Origin of the sequence: Flavobacterium pectinovorum, from assembly GCF_900142715.1 — a bacterium.
GTDB classification, from domain to species: Bacteria; Bacteroidota; Bacteroidia; order Flavobacteriales; family Flavobacteriaceae; genus Flavobacterium; species Flavobacterium pectinovorum.
Genome location: NZ_FRBX01000006.1, coordinates 254,569 through 277,749, shown reverse-complemented (window position 1 = coordinate 277,749; position 23,181 = coordinate 254,569). Strand labels below are relative to the sequence as shown.

The 23,181-nt window shown below is 32.8% G+C and carries 10 protein-coding genes and 1 tRNA gene; 9 read left to right on the top strand and 2 right to left on the bottom strand.

The genetic code is table 11. From position 1 onward, the window contains the following. Positions 1-71: 71 nt before the first annotated feature. Both BUE22_RS19855 and BUE22_RS19850 read right to left on the bottom strand, forming a co-directional pair. Positions 72-524 (bottom strand): 6-pyruvoyl trahydropterin synthase family protein, encoded by a 453-nt coding sequence (locus BUE22_RS19855; RefSeq protein WP_042565621.1) that lies wholly within the window; start codon positions 522-524, stop codon positions 72-74. A 129-nt stretch (positions 525-653) separates the two neighbouring features. Beyond that, entirely contained in the window at positions 654-1,418 is a 765-nt protein-coding gene (locus BUE22_RS19850) for an enoyl-CoA hydratase/isomerase family protein (protein WP_073397670.1), read from the bottom strand. Between the two features lie 276 nt (positions 1,419-1,694). Here BUE22_RS19850 and BUE22_RS19845 point away from each other — a divergent pair. From BUE22_RS19845 to BUE22_RS19805, 9 genes are all read left to right on the top strand, one after another. Next, positions 1,695-1,768 (top strand) — tRNA-Ala (locus BUE22_RS19845). A gap of 67 nt (positions 1,769-1,835) precedes the next feature. Further along, a complete protein-coding gene (locus BUE22_RS19840; RefSeq protein ID WP_073397668.1) occupies positions 1,836-2,084 on the top strand; it encodes a GIY-YIG nuclease family protein in 249 nt (82 codons plus the stop codon). 541 nt (positions 2,085-2,625) lie between these two features. Then, the gene (locus BUE22_RS19835) at positions 2,626-3,132 is read left to right on the top strand and encodes an OmpH/Skp family outer membrane protein (RefSeq protein WP_159438490.1); all 507 of its coding nucleotides are present in this window, start codon (positions 2,626-2,628) and stop codon (positions 3,130-3,132) included. After that, complete coding sequence (locus BUE22_RS19830; protein WP_073397666.1) at positions 3,116-3,718, top strand: hypothetical protein; 603 nt, start codon at positions 3,116-3,118, stop codon at positions 3,716-3,718. The genes BUE22_RS19835 and BUE22_RS19830 overlap by 17 nt, the downstream gene beginning before the upstream one ends. Next, entirely contained in the window at positions 3,715-9,342 is a 5,628-nt protein-coding gene (locus BUE22_RS19825) for a hypothetical protein (RefSeq protein WP_073397665.1), read from the top strand. The genes BUE22_RS19830 and BUE22_RS19825 overlap by 4 nt, the downstream gene beginning before the upstream one ends. Positions 9,343-9,353: 11 nt before the next feature. Beyond that, positions 9,354-15,701, top strand: coding sequence for a PKD domain-containing protein (locus BUE22_RS19820; protein WP_073397664.1), 6,348 nt, complete (start codon positions 9,354-9,356; stop codon positions 15,699-15,701). Between the two features lie 99 nt (positions 15,702-15,800). After that, positions 15,801-18,707, top strand: coding sequence for a hypothetical protein (locus BUE22_RS19815; RefSeq protein WP_124020510.1), 2,907 nt, complete (start codon positions 15,801-15,803; stop codon positions 18,705-18,707). Between the two features lie 66 nt (positions 18,708-18,773). After that, a complete protein-coding gene (locus BUE22_RS19810; RefSeq protein ID WP_124020511.1) occupies positions 18,774-22,457 on the top strand; it encodes a PKD domain-containing protein in 3,684 nt (1,227 codons plus the stop codon). A gap of 4 nt (positions 22,458-22,461) precedes the next feature. Next, on the top strand, positions 22,462-23,175 hold the full coding sequence (locus tag BUE22_RS19805; protein ID WP_124020512.1) for a LolA3 family protein: 714 nt from the start codon (positions 22,462-22,464) through the stop codon (positions 23,173-23,175). The last annotated feature ends 6 nt before the right edge of the window (positions 23,176-23,181 follow it).

The window sequence follows — 23,181 nt, the reverse complement described above, 5'->3', positions numbered from 1 at the left end:
ATGAGTTATGGATTATGAGTTATGAGTTAGACTCACAATTGGGATTTGGAATTTTAAAAAATTGGGATTTCTTATTGATTATCACTTGCATACCATTCTGCAAACGAAGATTCTGTTTCCTGAAGTTTAAGCGAATGGAGTGAAATTCCTGCAGGCAAACGAGAAATAATTCTTTTCGAAAAATCAACTACCATGTTTTCACTTGTTGGCTGATAGTCAACTAAAATTACGTGATGACCACGATTTTTCAATTCATTTGCCAATTCGATATGCGGCGTAGTTTCGTTAAAAACAGTTGCATGATCAAATTGGTCGACGATTTCTTCTTTTACAATTTTCTTTAGATCCGAAAAGTCAATCACCATTCCGAATTTCACATTCGATCGATCTGTAATTGGCGAACCAATAACTGTTACCGATAATTTATAACTGTGTCCGTGAACGTTTTTGCATTTTCCGTCGTAACCATATAAAGCATGCCCGGTTTCGAAATTAAATTGCTTTGTAATTCTGATATTACTCATCGATTTGAATTTTAGGTTGCAAATTTACAAATTAATAACCGTTTAAATAATAAATTCCAAATAAAGAAAAATTCCAAATTCCAAGTTCTATTGGGATTTGGAATTTAAATATTGGAATTTCCCTTTTATTTATTTTTTAAATTGTGTCAAAGCATTTTTTGTAAAATCAGACAAAACCAATTTTCCTGTAATAGCGGCACGTTCAAAAAGTATAGATTCCCATTGTTCTGTTCCTTCCCAAATAATTCTCTTCATTTCAAACAAAGCTTCAGGATTATAGGAACTTAATTTTTGGGCAAAATTTTCTACTTCGATATCTAACTGATCTGAATTATGAATCTCCGAAAAAAGTCCTTTTTCCAGAGCCCATTCAGCCGATTTCCAGTTTTGCGCCGCCAAGGTCATTTCGGTCATCGCTGTTTTACCAATTTTTCTGGAAACGGCTGGCTCAATCACAAAAGGTCCAATTCCGATTGCCAACTCCGAAAGTTTTACAGCGCTTTCCGGTGTAGCCAAAACATAATCACAAGTGGCAATAATTCCAACACCACCACCAACGGCTTTTCCCTGAACGCGGCCAATGATAATTTTAGAACAGTTGCGCATTGCGTTTAACAAATGAGCAAAGCCAGAGAAAAATTCTGTCCCCTGTTCTTCATTTTCTACTGCCAAAAGTTCATCAAACGAAGCTCCGGAACAAAAAGTTTTCGAACCTTCGCTTTGTAAAACAATAACTGAAACGGTTTCATTTCGGCTCAACGAATTAATTTCGGCAGTTAAACGATTTAATAATTCACGGGGAAAAGAATTACTCGCCGGATGGCCAAATTGCACAATTGCAACTGCGTTTTGAAAAGTAGTTTGTAATGTACCGTTTTGATTTTCTGAACTCATAAAAATAGTTTTGAACGTAAAGTTACGGTTTTGGTAATTATTTTTGCTCTAAGCGATTTGAAATTTGTTTTTTGAAAATTAATTGACTTTATTTGCTATCGCTTTGGGGGATTAGCTCATTTGGCTAGAGTATCCCGATCTGATCGGGAGGGCTGCCGATTCGATTTTCAAAAGCAAACAAAACAAAAAAGGGGGATTAGCTCATTTGGCTAGAGTATCCCGATCTGATCGGGAGGGCTACCGATTCTATTTTCAAAAGCAAACAAAACAAAAAAAGGGGGATTAGCTCATTTGGCTAGAGTACTTGCCTGGCAGGCAAGGGGTGACCGGTTCGAATCCGGTATTCTCCACAAATATTTTTACAAAAATACCCAAATAGTTAAAACAACTGTTTGGGTATTTTTATTTATAATACCTATGTTTTACACTTATATTCTATACTCTAATACAATTAACAAATACTATGTTGGTTCATGTCAAGATATTGAACAGCGTTTACAAGATCATTTGAATAGCAGAAGTAAATACACAAAAGTGGCTAAAGATTGGGAATTAAAATATTTTGAAACTTTCCTTACCCGAAGTGAAGCATGTCAAAGGGAATTAGAAATCAAAAAAATGAAAAGCAGAAAATATATCGAAAACCTAATTAAAACAAAAGGCTAGAGTATCCCGATGCATCGGGAAGGTCACCGGTTCTCCCGATGTCTCGGGACGGTATTCTCCACAAAAAAACCGTATTACTTTATTGTGATACGGTTTTTTTTATTTTTTTAGAAGCAGAAGATTTCGTTTTTTCATTATTTTTTGTTCTTTTTTTTCTTTCAAGCTTTGCAATTCTACAGGAGCTAAATTAGTCGTTTTTAATTTTGAAAAAATTATATTCAAACTTCTATCTTCTAATATTTTAGCAATTCTCAAAATCCTGTCCTTTCACTTCAAAACAAACTTAATAAGATAAGAAATCTTAATTTTGTAAGATCTAATTTAACAAAATCTTAACCAATTTAAGATCAAATAGATAGAAATCAAATTGTAAGTAAAAGAATACATTTAAATTCGATTTTTTCTTAATTTATTAAATTAAACACAATAAATCTCACAACAATTTACAATTTTTTCACGATTTAACAGAAAAAAAATGAGAATTTTCTTTGTTAAGAAAAATAAAAACTTACATTTACGAAAATTTTTAACAAGTCTTTCCATGGTAAAAAAACCGAGCAGTTTGTTGCTCATTATCAATTCCTTACTAATTTTCGCATTAATTTTATATGTAATTCTTACGGGACTTTCATCTAGAACTAAAATTGTATATGTAGATAATTCAGAATTATTTGACGGATTTTCTATGACGAAAGAATTAAAAAGTACTGGTGAAAAGGAATTTATTAATCGAAAAACAGCTCTTGATAATTTATACACACAAATACAATCAAAATCTATTAATGCTTCTGAAAAAGAAATATTAATGAAACAATTTATTCAGGGAAAGGAAGAATTAGAACAATTTAATCAAATCTTCGCTACAACTGAATCTTCAAAAATCTGGTCACGAATCCACAGTTACACAGAAGACTTTTCTAAAGAAAATAATTACCAACTTATAATTGGCTCCGAAAACAAAACAAACGTTTTGTATGCCGATGAAAAAATCACAGTAACAAAAGAATTACTTACGTACATAAACAAAAGATATGAAGGACTTAAATAAGTTGTTTTGTGTTTTTTGTGTTTTTCTATGTATCTCCTGTAAAAAAGAAACAAAAGATGATTTCAAAAATTCTGAAATCAAAGACCGCTATTTTAATCTTGAAAAAATAGGGTGGAAATCTCGTGCTTACACTCAAAAAGCCGACGATATAGATTTTACTGCAATTGAAGTTCCTATTCAATATTACTTATTAAAAGATTTAGGAAATGAAAATCTAATATCAGTTGATTCTCTTTATGAAGAAAACAAAAGAGAACGTATTATAGAATTTACCTTTCAACAAGACGAAGAGAAAGATTTACTTGGCAATGACTTTACAGGAATGGAATATACCGATGCTGTAAAATATATGTCTTTTGGATTAGAAAAAGATTTCTACGTTGTTACTTCAAAAAAAGATACCATTGCCTGTTCAGGAGTTACTTACGAACGCAATTATAAAATAGCACCCTACCAAAAAGTTTTATTGTTTTTTTCAGGAATTGATCCTAACGAAAAAATACAATTAGTCTATACTGATTTCCTTTTTAGAAAAGGAACATTAAAATTTCAATTTAAAGACACCTATACTCAAATAGCCTTATGATTCAGCCAAAAATTAATAAGTTTAAAAAAACTCTTGCTATTTATTTAGCTATGATGATTCTTTTGGAAACATTTCAACCCATGCAAATTTATGCATTAACCGGTGGACCATCACAACCGGAATTTGAGTCCTTTACTCCTATTGGAACTTCTGATATGGTTGACTTGGCAAGTGGTGATTTTAATTACAACATTCCAATTATGGATGTAGGTGGTTATCCGATAAACTTAGCTTACAATTCTGGCGTAACCATGGATCAGGAAGCATCTTGGGTGGGACTAGGCTGGGATCTTAACGTTGGACAAATTACGAGACAAATGCGAGGTTTGCCGGATGATTTTAATGGGGATGAAATGACCTATGAAAATAACATGAAACCTAATGTAACTATTGGGTCAAGTGCAAGTCTTTTTCTGGCTGGTTTTGGTACAAATGAACCTGATGGCACAAAAACAGAAGCAAAAGGAAAGCCTAAAGTAGATTTTGGAATGGCAATTAAATACAATAATTATGATGGTTTTGGAGCCGCAGCAACGGGAGGCGTAAGTTTTGAAATTGCAGATAACTTAAGGGTAGGAATGAACATGGAATCTTCTGCATCTGAAGGCGTTACTATTGCTCCATATGCTTCTTATAGTCTAAAATCTTCAAGTGAATCTATGAAAAATTATTCTCTTGGAATGAATACAGGAGTTAGTTATAATAGTCGAAAAGGTATTGAAAGTACCTCAATGTCTTTTGCACCAACCAAACAATATAAAAATGAAGCATGGAAAGGTCAAGAAAGAAAAGATGGTACTGCAACTGGTACAATTGGAGGGTCACTTAGTCAAATTAATGCATCTTATACACCAACAAAACGCCTTGGAATGGTTTCCACAAATTTCATGTTTGGTTTAAATATAGAACTTGAATTTTGGGGGCTTGAACCAGGAATGAAATTTAAAGGATATAGAACTAGCCAAGGAATTAAAGACTCTGAAAAATATAAAATTGAAAAAGCATATGGTTTTGAAAACACATATAACGCTGATAAATCTTCTATTTTAGATTATAACAGAGAAAAAGACAGAAGTTTCAATAAAAACACAACTTCTTTACCTCTTACTAATAACACCTATGATATTTATAATATTTTAGGACAAGGTGTTTCAGGAACATTCAGACCGTACAAATCACAAGTAGGCTATGTTTATGATAATGAGATAAATGACGATAGCTACGGCGGTAGTTTAGGAATTGAAACTGGAGCAGGTGGTGGCTTTCACTGGGGTTATGATGCAAGTGTAACTCTAGGTAAAAGTTATACAAAATTATGGGAAAACTCAAATCCGGCTTTAGGAAGATTTAAAGAAAAAAAAGGAAAAAGGCCTGATTATGAAAAAGTCTTTTTTAAAAATATTGGAGGTACACATGTTGATAAAGAGCTTGACTTATTCAACAACAAACTGGGAGGTTACAATCCTATAAAATTAGGTATTAGTGGCGGTAAATTTTCCAGAAGTACTAACTTAAATTACTCTAAGAATACTGGAACCATAGCAAACACAGGAAGTATCCAGAGAGAATCATCTCGTTTATCAAGAAATCAATCTATACAAAAACTTACTAAAGTTGAAGCTAAAAGATTTGGTTCGAAAAATCAGCCCAGTGCTTTTTCCAGAGACCATCATACTACTGAGATTAGAATTACTAAGGAAGGTGGTGAACGTTATATTTATGGCAGAGCGGCATACAATGTTACAAAGAGAGAAGTTACATTTGATGTGAGCGATAAAAGCAATCCAAACGGTGAGGTCAACTTTCAAACTGGATTAGTAAATTACAATCCTAATGTTGACAATTCAGCAAGAAACAAGAAAGACGGAGACCAATATTTTAATAGGGTAACAACTCCCGCTTATGCTCACTCTTACTTGTTAACATCTGTATTATCATCTGACTATCAAGATTTAAAAAATGATGGTCCAACTGATGACGATTTAGGTTCATACACCAAATTTGAGTATGAGAACAAAACGGCTGACCATTTGTATAAATGGAGAATTCCTTTTTTACAAAACAAAGCAAATTATGATGAAGGGTTACGTTCTAGTAAAAAGGACAACAAAGGAAATTACATCTATGGCGAAAAAGAGCTTCTTTATATTAAAAAAATTGTAACTAAAACTCATATTGCTATTTTTCATTTATCAGAACGAAATGATGCATACGGCGTTAAAGATGAGAATGGAGGTCGTGGAGACGAATCCAAAATGTTCAAATTAGACAAGATTTCACTTTACTCAAAACCAGAATATTTGGCTGAAGGCGATAAAGCTACGCCCATAAAAGAAGCTAATTTTGAATATAATTATAGTCTCTGCAAAGGCATTGATAACAGTATAACAAGTGAAGGAAAGTTAACGCTTAGTAAAGTCTATTTTACCTATAAAAATTCTAATATGGGTAAATATACTCCGTATGTCTTTAATTATGGTTTTAATCCAGATTATGACATGAAGGCATATGATGTATGGGGAAATTACAAACCTGCAAATGATCAATTGGGTCCGGCAACAACATCAAAATTATCTAATCCAGAATTTCCTTTTGTTGACCAAAGCAATAAAACCAATGCTGATCAATATACAAGTGCATGGCTGTTAAAATCGATTCGCTTGCCTTCTGGAGGTCAAATGCAATTAAACTATGAATCAGATGATTATGGTTCGGTTCAAAATAAAGACGTAATGCAAATGTTTAAAATAGTAGGAAGCGGATCAAAAGCCGGACTAACTGCAGCAAACATTTCTAATGGAATAGAGAAGAAAGGAATTGGAGAATATATCTACGTCGAATTAGATAAGAAAATAGATGAACAACTATCTATTAATGATTCAAAAATTCCGGATATTTTTTATGATAAATATTTAAAATCAGTAGGAGACGCAAGCAATCCACTGTATTTTAGATTCTTATTAAATATGGTGAATCCTAATCCTTTACCTGGAATTGATGGAACCGACAAATACGATTATGTAACAGGATATCTTAATACTGCTAAAAATCAAGAAGGAAAAGTAGACTGTGGTTTTCTTGAATCAAATGGAAAACAATATGTCGCTATACCTGTTGATTATGTTGAGAAGGGAGATGGATTTAACCCTAATAGCCATGAAGTAAATCCTATTACTAAAGCTGGGTGGAATTTTGGAAGACATAATCTTCACAGACTTGTTTACAGCATGACGAACGAAGAGGACACTACTGACTTAAAAAGTATTGTCATGGAGCTTGTCGGTTGGATGCCAACACTTCTTGACATTTTTAAAAGTCCCAATGCTAAATTAGAGCAAACTGGTATAGCAAGCAGATTTATTACTAATAAATCTTGGATTAGACTTCTACAACCGGATGCAAAAAAACTTGGAGGTGGCTGCAGAGTTAAGGATATTAAAATCAATGATCAATGGGATGTTATGACAGATCATGCCGACAACAAGGTATACCAACAATCTTACGGTCAAAGATATTCATACCAAACAGAAAACGGAAAATCATCTGGCGTAGCTACTTACGAGCCATTAGGCTGTAAAGAAAATCCATTTGTAAAACCTTTTTATGATGAAAAAAGAAGAGAGCTATTGTTAGGTCCAGACGATGATAATTATGTTGAAGAACCATTTGGAGAGTCTTTTTTCCCTGCTCCTAAAGTTACCTACAGCAGAGTTACCGTTACGAACTTACCACGAGATAAATATAATGAGTCGAATGAAATTACAAGTTCCGTCAAAAAACATGCAACCGGATCTGTCATTACAGAATTTTACACCAGTAAGGATTATCCAACAATTGTAGATCGAACTACTTTATCGTCAAATTATGATACATCAAATATATTAGCGAGTATTCTTAGTTTAAATGTAAAGGATCACATTACATTATCACAAGGCTATTCTATTCATACTAATGATATGGATGGGAAAATGAAAAATCAACGTGTATATGGTGAAGGGCAAAAAGATTTTATTTCGGGAGTCGATTACAAGTACAATACAATAAGCGAAACACATAGTAAAGATCAAGGAAAGCTTAATAATACTGTTCAAACAATTGATTCAAAAGGAGCTATTGCTTCTAAATTGGTTGGTGTCGATTATGATGTAATAAATGATTTTAGAGAAACCAAGACGACAACTACAACTGCTGGTATTAATTTGAACTTTGCTACAATAATTTACGGAATTTATGTAGTAATGATTCCTGTTCCCTTACCTAGTTATTCTAAACATGAAAGTCAGATTAGAATGGCTGTAACAACTAAGGTGATTCATACTACAGCTATCCTTTCAGAAAAAATAGCATACGATCTTGGTTCTAAAGTATCTACAAAAAATCTTGCGTATGATGCCGAAAACGGAGATGTTTTATTAACGGAAACAGTTAATGAATATAACGATAAATATTTTAATTTTAATTTTCCTGCATACTGGAGTTATGACGGAATGAGTCAGGCTGCCAAAAATCTTGGTTTGGAATGGGATATTGAAAAAACAGGAAATAATCAATATCAATTTACAGGAAATCACAGTGAATCTGATTATTTAATTGATGGTGATGAATTATGGCTTAATGGTTTGGCTACTGATGGAAAAACGAAGACAATGATGAAAGCCTGGGCCGTTCATGTAACCAATTCTACTTTTAAACTTATTGACGAAAAAGGATTACTTGTTAAACAGGATGTCATTAATACAGCAAAAATAAAAGTAATTCGTTCGGGACACAGAAACATGCAAATGGCTTCTATGGCGAGTGTAACTTCTATGACGAATCCGTTATATAATTATGGCAGCAATAATAACATTACAACTATAAAAGACAGTATAGGAAAAAACCCTTTTATGTCGACCACAGCTATTAACAGAATTGTTAATGCTTCTGCTGTACAATACAACAATGTTTGGCCCTCTCAATGTGAATGTAATTTACCTAAAATGGTATTCGAAAATGGTAATCTGGCATTTGAATATGAAAAAGAAAACAATACAGCCGAAGAAGACGATATTATCAAAAGATCATACAATCCGTATCTGTATAATATTTTAGGAAACTGGAGAGCTAATAAATCATATGCTTACTTAACAGGTAGAAATTACACCGTAGATCCTACGCCTCGTAAAACAGGTTTCTTTAATGACTTTTTCCCTTTTTATGTGTATGATAACGACAAAAAAGTATGGGGAATGACTGCTGCAAATTATGATCGCTGGACTTTTGCTTCTGAAGTTACGCAATACAACCCTACCGGTCAGGAAGTAGAAAATAAGGATGCTTTAAAACGTTATTCTTCGGCTTTATATGGTTATAACAATCGTTTTCCGGTTGCAGTGGCTTCAAATACAAAATATACAGAGCTTGCTTCTGATGGTTTTGAAGATTATGATTTATCGAACTGTGGAAATGCTTCTCACTTTGACTTTCAGGCTCAGCTAAAAATAAATGATGTTTCTGTTTCTAATAAACAATCTCATACTGGAACAAAAAGTTTGAAAATCTCGCCAAATAAAAAAGCTACTCTAAAAAAACAGGTTGTTTCATGTAGTACTGCTACTACTCCTGCTGTAACCGCTAAAAAATAATTAAGATCCAGATGAAATTAAAATATACATTAGTTTTTACTATAATTAGTTTTTTTATTACTACTGTTGGGTTTACTCAGACATATAGTGATCAGGAGATTGGGTTTGATGCAGCTCGATTTACTACTTCTTTGAAAGAGCACGGAGTAAGTGATCAGGACATTCCTTTTGAGATTACCAGGCTCCGAAATATGAAATTAATTCGGTACACACAAATTAAAAAAGAAGAACAAGCTAGTTTAATACAAAAGCTAAAAACACAGCAATCTTCAAAATCCAGCACAAGTAAACTTGCAGCTGACGAAGTTACTGACATTTCTGCAGCTGAAAAAGCGGTACTAAAAACATTGTATGATAATCACGGTGGTACGAATTGGAGCAATCGATCAGGATGGGATTTTAGCACTCCTGTTACTTCCTGGAATTCTCAAACACAAACCGGCTGGTATGGAATAACCGTAGTTAATGGACATGTCGAAGGAATTAACATGGTAAGACAAAATATAACTGGAATATTACCAGATTTAACACCTTTAAGTTATTTAAAACAACTGCATTTAGGTTATAATAACCTAAATCCCCAAAATTTTCCTTCTTGGATAACAAACCTTAATAACTTAGAACAATTAAGTCTTGGGGGATGTAATTTAAATGGAGCATTTCCAAATCTTTCTTCCTTACAAAAATTAACTCATCTGACATTATCTCAAAATCCTTTTGATGTTTCAGTAATGCCTTCGTGGTTTACTCAACTTCCTAATTTATTTTCACTTGAGGTTTATGATTGCAAATTTAAAGGACCAATTCCTGATTTATCCAGTTTAAACAAGCTTAGATATTTAAGTATCGGTTTTTCTGACTTTAGTAATGAAACGATTCCTCTATGGCTAAATAATATGCCCCAATTATTTGATTTGGATATTTCAGTTAGTAAGTTAAAGGGCGAAATTCCTGATCTCTCGAACCTAACTAGCTTACTATATTTTGATTTTTCATATAATCAATTAACTGGACCAATCCCTAATTATTTTAATAATTTTCCAAATCTAAATTATATAAGTTTATATAACAACAATCTAACCGGACCTATACCTGAAGTTTCAAATTTAAAAAATCTTAGACAATTATCATTTGCCAATAATCAAATAGCAGGAAATATTCCTGATTTGTCAGGCGCAACTAATTTACGGTCTATAGATTTCTCTAACAATAAGTTAACCGGAACTATACCAGATTTATCAAATTTGGACTTAACTTATTTGCGTTTAAATTCAAACCAACTAAGTGGTCCTATACCAAACTTAAAACCAACTCCTTCTCTGGGTTATTTAGAAATGGGAAATAATCAGCTAACTGGTACATTACCTGACTTGTCACTATTTACCGGATTATATGGCATTGACTTTAGTTTCAACAAGTTGACTGGCTCAGTACCAAGCTATTCTTCTATAACTAACTTAAATACTTTACGTTTAGATAATAATCAATTAAGTGGCAATATTCCGAGTTTAACCTCTAATACAGCATTAACTTTTGTTTCTATTAATCATAATAAATTTAGATTTGTTGATTTTGTAGACCAATTTACGTTTTTAAATGCTCGCTCTTTTGGCCATTCTCCTCAAGCACCAATAGATATCCCTCAAACATTTGACAAAAAAACTGGGGAAAGTGTTACTTTTAAAATGTGTATGGATGATATCTTACATCCTGGAGACACTTTTCAATGGTTTCGTAATGGACAAAAAATAATTGAAGCTACCGGCCAAACCTACACAATAGACAACCTATCTATAGGTCTTTCAGGAACTTATACTTGTTTATCATATCACGATCTTCCCGGTATGAAATTAGCTTTATCACGAGAGCCTATTACTTTGAACGTTACATGTGCTGATATTGTTGGAAATATTAAAATGGATAAGGAAGAAAATGAAGTGGACACAACTATTAATTTCTCTTTTGAAACTACGTCAACTAATCTAATTTATTACTGGAATTTTTACAATTCGAATGATATCAATGTATTCCATGCTGAAACAATTAATGCAACACCATCATTTAGTGTGCCTGGAATGTATAAGTTAGAATTAACAATAATGGACCCGGGCAATTCTAGTTGTAGAATAGACTTAGAAAAATTTTTTACAATCACTCCTAAACCTTGCGTTCCTCTTTCAGGAGCAATAACAACTTCTACTCAGAATATTTTTCCTAATACATCAGTTTTATTTTCTTTTGATCGTACACTTGAAAATTCAACATACGAATGGACATTTTATAATTTAGACAAAACTAGTTCTACTACTTACACAAGCAGTTCATATAGATATGTATATACTGCAATAGGTAATTATGAAGTGAATCTAAAAATAACTGACAAATATGGCTGTTCCACTAATTTTGTAAAACCTATAGCGGTAACGCAAAAACCACCATGCGTATCTATTGTTGGAACAATGTTACCCGCAGAAGATAAATTTCTAACCAATTCAAATATAACCTTTTCTTTAAATACATCTTCAAGTAATTTTGGGTACAATTGGTCATTCTCTAAACCCGATGGTTCATACGATTCAAGCAATGACGCTTCTGTAACAAAATCTTTCAGTGAAACTGGTAATTATACAATTGTTTTACTTGCTGTGGATATATACGGCTGTATTACAAGATTTGAAAGAACAATAACAATCAGTAAGGCGGGCTGTGTCCCTATTGCTGGTAATATAACAACATCCACACCAGATGTTTTTGTTGGCACAAGCACTAATTTTTCTCTTGAAACAACTGCAACAAACTTATCATATAAATGGACATTTACTCAAGATAGTGAATCTACTATTTTTACAACTAAAACCGTAGATTATACTTACATTCGACCTGGCACTAATAATGTCACATTAGAAGTTACTGATTCAAATGGATGTAAAACTACATTCCAAAAATTAGTAAGCCTTAAAACAGGATCTTCTCTGTGCGACAACGTAACACAATTTGGGCGTGCATATGTTCAGGTTGGAAGTAATACTGATTTATTTAAAGCTGCAACAATTACTGTAAATCAAACTACAAACGTAACTTTCCCAATTCAGAGTTATGGTCCAGCATTTGATTTCGAATATAAATGGAGTTTATTAAACGAAAATGATCAATTAGTCGATTCCGGTACCAGCCTTAATTTTCCGATTATGCCTACTAGTGGAGGATTTTACAGAGTAGTTTTAGATCTTAAAGAAAATACAAGTGGTTGTGTTCATCAATTTACCAGAGCAATTATTTGTACTATACCTAACAGTTGCGCCCAAACAAATCCGCAATCTACAACTGTAAAAGGATTAGTAGTTAATTTATTAAAAAATCTAATGTCACGAGCTATCATGGGCGAAAGTGATGTCCAAATAAATTCAAGTGCTGTTACAGCAGAATTTAATGCTCTAAAACCTTACATAACATCAGGTCCAAAAGATAAAATATACAATTTTACATCAACCCGAAGTCTTAATGGTGAGTTTACCAGTGTAGATTTTTCTTTTTCACCTGATAGAGTATCTGATGTACATATTTCGGTTCCTCATGGTTTAATATATAGCCAGGGTATGCCTTTAGAATATTTACAATCTTCAATGATAGAACCAAGATTGTACATTGATTTAAGTCAGTATACTTCGGCAAATCAATATTTAATTTCCTGTCTATCGGATGGTACTGGCAAGAGTTTATTAAAACCAAACGATTGTCAATACGGATCTGAGATCAGATATATTGATTTTTGTCCTAATGAATGTGATCCATTATTAGGAGTAGTTAAAGTAAGCACTGAAAAACCAACTTTAAACACAGCTATTAATTTCTCCCTTGAAACTGCTGCAACTGGTTTAACTTATAATTGGACGTTTTACAATGCTGATAATACAGTAAAAGGAAATCAAACATCAGCTATTGGTTCTCAAACTTATACAGCTCCAGGAAATTACAAAATTGTTTTAATTGCTACTGATTCTAATAATTGCAACACTACTATTACAAAAAATATAAATATTGCTGCTCCTTCATGTGTTGCTGCTACAGGAACAATAAAAACAGTATCTCCTAACATATTTGCAGGAACGACTACTAATTTCTTTTTTGATACTACAGCAACAAACTTAACATATCAATGGACTTTATACCGAAATGTTAATTACAGTGTAGAAACTTCTACCACCAATAATGCAAACATGTATTATGATGTACCTGGGAGTTACAATGTTAAACTAGTTGTCACGGACACAAATGGATGTACCAATACTTTCCGTACTACTGCTGTAGTTACGGTAAAACCACCTTGTGTTACTGTTGCAGGAGATATAAAAACAGCAAGTCCAATTATTTATACTAATGAAAATACTACGTATTCATTTGATACAACAGCGACAAATCTAACTTATAATTGGACATTTCATAGTTTAAACAACACCCCACTTGGTACTGCAACGACGAGTACAGCATCGGTGGTTTATCCTTATGCCGGTAATTATGTAGTTACTTTAGTCATTGTTGATGAAAACAATTGCGCTACTACAATTAATAAGAATGTTACAGTACAAGTAAAACATATATGTACTGAAATTGCAGGATCAATTAAAGCTTCAACAGAAAAAATAAAAACCAACAACAATACTGTTTTTTCTTTACAAACAACAGCAACTAATATTACTTATAAATGGATTTTTTATAACACAAACTCTGTTGAAATTGGCACCGCTACAACAAGTACGGCAGAATGGGTATATACCACTCCTGGCGATTATTTAGTTGCCTTAGAAATTACAGATCAATACGCATGCAAAACTAAATTATATAAAACTGTAAAAGTTACTGAACCAGTACCATGTACGCCTTTAGTTGGTACAATAAAAATGGATACTGATACTCCTTTCTTATATACATATGCTACTTTTACATTCGAAACTACAGCTACCGATCTTACTTACACATGGAATGTCAAGATTCCTGAAGATGGAGGATATTATAATAATCCACTAGGAGGTAATCCATTTCAACTTTATCTTCAATATGGAGAAGGAGAATATACAATACTGTTAGATGTTAAGGATTCTAATGATTGTGTAACTCATTTTGAAAAAAAAATTACACCTATATATGACTGTAGGACGAATTCATTAACTGGTATTATATTCAATCGTACCCATCCAAACTATTACAGTCCTAAGGTTTTAATAAATAAACCAAATGAATTTACATTTTGGCCATACAGTGTGTGGAACTTAGATGATCTGACACTCAATTGGGAATTAACCAAGATGGACGATACACTTATAACCTCTTTTACAGGAGAAATATTTGTTTTTACACCAACAACATCAGATAATTTAAAATTGAAACTAACAATTACAGACCGTAATAACTGTCCTCATTATTTTGACAGAGAGTTAGAAGTTACGGAGGCTTGTGAATTTAGTGAAGAGACAATAGATGGTTTCATTGGTTTTCAGAGTGAGGATAATACCGAAATATTGACCACAAAAATCAATGAGGCAAAAATGCTTTTGTTTAATGCCACTAAGGAAATTGAGAGAAATTATTCTTACAAATGGCAAGTTTACAACTCTAGTGAGCAATTGTTAAGTTCTGGAACTGAGAATAATCATCAGTTAACGTTAACAAATCCAGGATTTTATAAAGTCACTTTAGACCTTGAAAATGAATACGGCTGTATTAAGAAATTTTCTAAAACAATTAACTGCCTGATCGAAAATTCATGTACATATGAAAATCCAAAGTCAGAAATTGTAAAAAAAGTATTTGTAAATTTTGTAAAAAATCTAATTGTAAGATCACTAAAAGGTGAAACTGATGCTCAAATTAACTCATTTGGCACTAGAACCGGATTTACAGCTTTAAGAGCTTATATTACCAATGGCACTAAAAACAACATATATAATTACTCAACTTCTCGAGATGAAAAAGGTAAATTAACCACTATTATGTTTTCATTTTCACCTGAAACAGAATATGATGTAAAAATATATGTAAAAAAAGGAATTTGGGATTATGAACAAATTGCTGATGGAACTACTAATGAATTTGCTTCAAAAATTGAATCTGAAATTTATCTCAACTTAGAACAATTTATATCTCCTGATGATTATTTAGTTTCTTGTTTTAATCAAAAACCACAAAACTCAACCGTCACTAAATTTGTTCCAGAGCCAAATGATTGTCTTTTGTCATCAGAAATACGACACATTGATTTTTGTCCGGCAGAGGCCTGCCTTCCAACTATTGGTATCATTAGAACTGGGACAAGTATCACGTATCCACCACAATTTGATAAAAGTTCTAAACAAACTAAGTAAGATTAATAAATCAATTAGACAAAATAGATGCTATTTCAATTAAATAGTTAAAAAACATATAACTCGATTATGGTAAATGATCTTAAAATAAAAAAATACTTGATAATCGCATTCTGTCTGGTGTTTTGTACGTTAGCCTCTTTTGCACAAGAATGCGGGCAATATTCTTACAGTCGATATGGTGAAATATATTTTTCAGATAATTCAGCAGGAGACAATAATGGTGCGCTTATCAATACTGCGACTGATATAACTTTTGGAAGATATAATTCACCTTTACCAGGTTTAACATACGATTGGAAACTTTACGATGCTAATGGTTCTTTAATAAAATCCGGGAATACTATTAATTTTTCTATTACACTGACAAAACTTGAAAAACACAAGATTACACTTCGTGTTTCAGATTCTGACGGATGTACTGATTATGAAAAAACAATAACAGGCAGAGACTCGAACAATTGTATTATTCCAAGTAAAGACCGTTTTGATGATCAGGTAGCAATCTATTTATCTGATTATCGAGGAGTAGAAGTAAATACAGAAACTACTCTGAGTATTGGTTATGTTTCTGGATATTCACCATCAAACTTTACTTTTGATTGGAAAATATATGATTCAAACGGAGTTCTAATAAGTTCTGGAACCCAGCCTTCTATTTCTATAATATTTCCAAAAATTGAAGAATATAAGGTAGAATTTGTGTTAAAAGACCTCAATGGCTGTATAACTAATTATACCAAATTAGTTACACCTTTAAGTACTTGCGATTTTAATACAGATGATCGCATGGGATATATAACTAATGACAATACTAATTACAATGAGCTAAGTGTAAATAGAGGTGAAACTACAAATATGTATTTTATCCCTTATAATTCAGCTGAAAATTTCACTTACGAATGGGAGGTATTTAATTCAAGAGGTATTTCGGTAGCCTCTTCAAATCTTGATCTTTTTCCTTTAACTCTGGATAAAGGAGGAAAATATGAAATTCATTTAATAGTTAAAGATACAGTGAAGGGATGTGAAAGAAAATTTATAAACGAACTTCAATGTATCATTGATAATTCTTGTACAACAACGAATCCGAAATCTCAGAAAGTAAAAGAATTATATGAAGAGTTATTAGTAAGTCTTCTTGCAAGATCAATTCAGGGGGAAACAGATGAACAGATAAATACAAGCCCTCCTTCACCCGAGTTTATTGCTTTAAAACCTTACATCACGAATGGTCCTAAAGATAAGATATATAATTATGTATCAACATCACGAAATTATACAGAAGTAAATGGCAGGGAAAAAATTTTCGGAGCCCGTTTCTCATTTTCACCCAACAGAGAATATGACGTAAATGCTATTATAGGATGGGGAATTGGATATGACCCTAAAAAAACTACTTTAACAAATCTAAAGACAACAATAAGAGATTCTATATATACCGATTTAAGTCAATATATATCTTCTGAGCAATTTATAAAATCTTGTAAAAGCAGATATAGTGGCGGAGGACGAATGAGTAAAAAGATGGATCTTGCCTCTTTAGATTATTGTGACTTTGGCGCAGAAATCAGACACATTGATTTTTGCCCTGGACAAGTTAATACTTGTGACCCTGCAATAATTGGACATATTAGAAATCCTGATCACACAATTTTTACAAATCAGGATGCTTCATTCTATTTTTACACTGATGTACAAAACCTCACGTATACCTGGACAGTCACATCAGAAGAAGGCGAACTAATAAACACCAGCGATCCTGATATAACAGTTCCCTATATATATAATTTCAAATATGAAGGCAATTATGTCGTAAAAGTAGTAGCTAAAGATCAAACAGGCTGTACGGCAACTTTCATAAGTTTAATAATGGTCACTGATACTCATTGCGCAAATAATCCATATGGTTTTAAATTTGAAACAGATGAACCTAATTTAATTTATACATGGACAGCTGCAAAGGAAAATGGGGATATTATTATTACAGAGACAAATACAACAGGTCTGTTTATTTTTACACCAACTGCATTTGGGCATTATGTAATAAATTTATCTACTTCTGGTACAGAAAACTGTGATACAGTATTTACTAAAGATATATTTATTACAAGTTGCGGCGGAACTGTTTCTTGTACAAAAGATAATCCCCTAGCCCCAAGAGTACACACCCTGTTTATGGATCTAATCACTAAACTTGTTAGCACACCAAATGATGCAGATGTAAATTCTTATGCTCAAAGTGAGATTGCTGCTTTTATACCTTATACTATGGGTAAGGGCGGTAAAATATACAAGTTTGTTAATACAAGTACATATATATCCTTCTCTTTCTCTGACGACACATTTAAAAGTGATGTAACCTTGCCTAAATCAGCAACGGGTACAATTACCAGTATCGACTTAAGTAGATTTTATGGCCCACAAGCAACAACAGCAGTTACTACTAATTATAGTGATGGGACTTATAATATGGCAAGTGGAAATGTTGAAAACATTAATTTCTGCCCTTCACAAGAATGTATTCCAATCGTAGGAACCATTAGTATCGTTAAGAGAAACGGTAATCCTGGCACCCCTCCTCCAACGCCATTGCAAACATCAGTTTACAAATATGAAGGAATATGGCAAACCAACGATGCTGCTCAACCTGCAACAAATGCGTGGGTAGATTATAAAGATGCTTTTGGAGTTCAGAAAAGAATTATAGTAGGTGCAATAACCAACGGATGCAAAGAAATTACAGCCTCAAGCATTGTAAATACAAATGGTGTTGATGTTTGCTCTGATTGTCAGGAACTTCATGTTGAAAGTAGAGACACTGAGTTATGTTATAACGTAACCTACCTTGATTGCTCCGGAGAGATAAAAACACTGGTTACAGATGCAACAACGGTATTTCCGGGCAAAAGGATTATCAGTGCCGTGCAACAAGGATGTAACTCGACAGATCCTCCTCCAACAGATTCAAGTAAAATGTCAACAAGCAATCGTACAAAAATATAACGCACTTAGATAAAACACACTAATTGTTTTAACAAACAAGTAGTTATAAAAAAAGATAATTAGATTATGGTAAACAATCTTAAAATAAAAAAATACTGGATAACCACTCTTTGCATGGTGTTTTGTTCATTGTCTTCTTTTGCTCAGGACTTAAGTGATGCAACTATAGGTTTTAATGCAGACAGAACAACTGTCTCTTTGAAAAAGTATGGTGTTAAAGATCAAGATATAGTTCGTGAAATTTCTATTCTGCGTGACTTACAATTAAATCGATATTTAGAAGCAAAAAAAACAGAAGATATCTACTTTCAACAAACTAAATCTGGACAAAGTAATAAAGCTACGGCAGAAATACCTCAAAGCGAAAAAGACGCTTTAAAATTGCTATATGACAGTACGGATGGTGATCACTGGAAAAATAAAACTGGTTGGGATTTTTCTACACCTGTAACAAATAGTTGGCGTGGTATTAACGTCTATAATGGTCATGTAACTAGTATAAATTTACAAAGTAACAATTTAAATAACGGTACTAATCCGTTTCCGGATTTAAGTGCCTTAACAGCGTTATATGGACTCTTTTTGAGTGACAATCCCCTTAACGGAAGTATGGAAGCATTTAGCACTTTAACAACTCTAAATACGCTTTGGCTTGGTTATAGTAATTTTTCAGACACAACTATTCCTACTGGTTTTCAAAACTTTACAAATTTACAAGACCTAAGTTTAACTGGTTCAGGTTTAAGTAATATGACAGATTTAAAATTTATTGCAAATCATCTTACTGGTTTGAAATATTTAAATTTAGATCAAAATAATTATTCGGGTTCATTGCCAACTGAATTACAAAATTTGTCATTTCTTAACACAATCACTATTTCTCAAAATAAAATTTCTGATATTTCTGCATTAAGCAATATACCAACTTTAAAAACCATAGGCTTCCCTTACAATAACATTACATTTATTCCGTCAGGTTTTACTAATTTAAACTTAGAGCAACTTCTTTTAACAAACAATAAAATTATAGGCTCAATTCCTACTTTTATTAAAAATTATCCAAATCTTAGAACATTGTGGCTAAGTGAAAATCTTTTAGAAGGGAACATACCTGATTTTACAAATTTAACTTTATTAAAAAGTTTTATTATTAATACCAATAAATTCCGTTTTATTGATTTTAGTAATCAATTTCAAATCTATAAAACAAACATAACTACTCAATTTAATTACTCACCACAATTTAAAATCAATCAACCAGAGACCATCACCAAGGGTATCGGACAGTCTGTAACATTCAAAATGTATCCGGATGGCGATGAACGTTATCTTCAAAATGACACGTATAAATGGTTTAAAAATGGAGTTGAAATTAATGGGGCAACTGGTCTTACTTACACAATATCAAATCTAGCTGCAACAAATGCTGCTACATATTTTTGTAGGTCTTATCATGCTGCTAATCCAGATATGTCTCCACTTGTATTAGAAAGAGAACCAATAATATTAAAAGTATCTAATTGCACTCCAACCGAAGGAACAATAACATCCAGCACAGATAAATTCCACACCAATGCAGAAAGCAGTTTCGCGTTCGAATCTACGGCAACTGGTTTAACTTACGAATGGTCTGTAACTCCTGCAAACGGAACCGCAACATCAAACATATTAAACTCCTATACACATACTTTTACAGAAGCAGGAGATTATGAAGTAAAAGTTGTAGCTACGGATGCAAACGGATGTTCTACTACTTTTACAAAACCTGTTAAAGTAGAGGAAAGATATTGTGACAAAGAACCTATTGACTTCGCTTTTAATACAACCGAAACTAATTTAACATACAACTGGACAAGTACAGACTCCCTTGGAAACATTGTGCACAGAGAAACAAATGCTACAGGGCTATATACTTTTACACCTCAAGTTGGTGGAGAATATGTAATTGAATTGGTGGCAAGCAGTGCAACAAGCTGTAAAACGTTGTTTAGTAAAAATGTCATTGTTGATCAATGTACACCTTATATTTCTTGTACAAAAGACAATCCTCTTTCTCCGGAAATACACAGTTTGTTTATCAATTTAATTGGTAAATTGGCAAGTACTCCAACCGGAGCAAATGTAAACGTATACTCACATAAAGAGATTGCTGCCGTTGCTCCTTATACAGCAGATAAAAAGGCAACAATCTATAATTTCACAAATACAACTGAAGCGATTAGTTTCTCATTCTCAGCAACTGCTGCCGAAAATGAAGTTTATATTCCTAAATCAGCTTCGGGGTCAGTTACTGCTATTAATTTAGACAAATATAAAGATGCGCTAACGTCAACTATTGTTGCCACTAGTTATAACAGCGGAGCTACTAATAATTCAGACGGACACGTTCGTAATATCGATTTTTGTCCTAAGGAATTATCGTGCGTATCTCATATCGCTCTTGTTGTAGATGAATCTGGTTCTCTTGATTTTACTGAAATTAATAAAATCAAAAAACAATTGAAATTATTTGTTGCACGACAAGCGTATACAAATGATGATATAGGATCTAATATTTACGTTTCGATAACGGGAATGTCAGACAGTGATAATGACGCCAAAAGAAGAACTGATTTTATTGAACCAACTAAAATGACTGCGAGCAATGTATACAGGTTCAATGCCTGGATCGACAATTTAGGAAAAAGATATGGTAATGAGACAGGAATTAGCCAGGCCTCTGATTACTGGAGAAGTGGTTTAGAAGGCGCTTTGGCCTTCACCATGAAACCAACTTTTGTTTTAATGATCACTGACGGTTCTCAAACAGACGATGTAGCCAAATTAAAAGAGACTTTTACAAAATTTGATAATAACAATAAAACGGTTACTGTTCCTAAACTTCCTCACTTATATGTAGTGGGAATCGAAAACGGAAATTATGTTGACAGGGATTCATATACTAGTAAATTATCCAGAGATTTAGATCCTAATTATAATCCATCATTGGGATCAAATAATAGTCTGACAGCTAAAACAACGCCGTTACTTACTAAATCATTACAGTATTTACTAGGTCTTTCTGCAACTCAATTCCCTGTTTCTGATATCAATCAATTTAATGTCGGTACTTATTTCGGACATTCAAATTTTGATTTATTGGCTTCTGATGAAACATATTTTGCCGATAAAGTTGTCACAGGAAACTTTGCCTGCGGAACTCCAGCAATAAAAGATTTTTGTGATGACTGTTTTTCTTTCAAACCAGAACCTGGAAAAGAATATATCCTGAGCGCATGGGTAAAAGAGGAATCAATTGAACAACTTAAAACCTACACTAACCCAGTAATTCAATTAGTATTTTATAATGATAAAGAGGCACTTGACATAGATGCACAAAAAATTGATTCTTTATCTATAAAAGCAAGTGGAGACATTATTGACGGATGGCAGCGAGTGGTTCAAAAATTCAAAATTCCAACTAATACAATCACAATAGGTATTGAGTTAGAAAACTTAAGCCCAAGTATTCCGGTTTATTTTGATGATATCAGAATTCATCCGCTTCAGGGAAGTGTAAAATCATTTGTTTATGATCCTGAAACATTCAAATTAATGTCTGAACTGGATGAAAACAACTACAGTACTTTCTATGAATATGATAATGAAGGAGGTTTGGTTCGTGTTAAGAAAGAAACTGCCAAAGGAGTTAAAACCATTCAGGAAACACGTTCGGGAAGTGTAATCAATGCAACAACAACAAATCCTTAAAAGTATGTTTAAAAAATTACTATACGTATGGGTTTTATTCAGTAGTTGTTTAGCACATACACAGACCGTAAGTCAGGTTTTTCAAAAATTAGCCAAACAATATAGTGAAGCTAAGCCTTTACAATACAAATCAAGTTATTCTTTATATAAAGATTTTGATGCTAAAAAAGTGGAAGAAACTTACAAAGGCATTTATTATAAAAATGCCAGTAATGAGATTTACACCAAAATTGGAGATACTGAAATGCTGAATTCAAAAACAGTATTTCTTAAAATCAGCAACGCCGAGAAAGCAATTGAGATTTCAAATCCGGTTCCTAATTATGCAGGAGATTTTGATATGAAACCGCTCCTTGATGTCTGTAAAATTGAAAAATTTGTTGATTATAAGTCGTATTGGGAAATAACTATGGTGGCAAAGCCCTACTCTAGCCTTCCTTATTCAAAAATTGTGGTTCAGGTAACAAAAAGTTATTTCTTGCAAAAGCAAACTTTTTATTATAACACGGCGGTCAATTTTTCTAAAGATTATCGAAGTCCCGATCCACATTATCCAAGACTAGAAATAATCAATACAAATTTTAACAGAAATCCGGTTAATGCTTCGGTTTTTAATACCAAAACCTACTTTACAACATCGGCTAAAAAGCAAATTCTTTTAGTAGAAAGATTAAAAAAGTACGAGCTTAACGATCAAAGAGTTATTTCCAATAAATAAAATAAA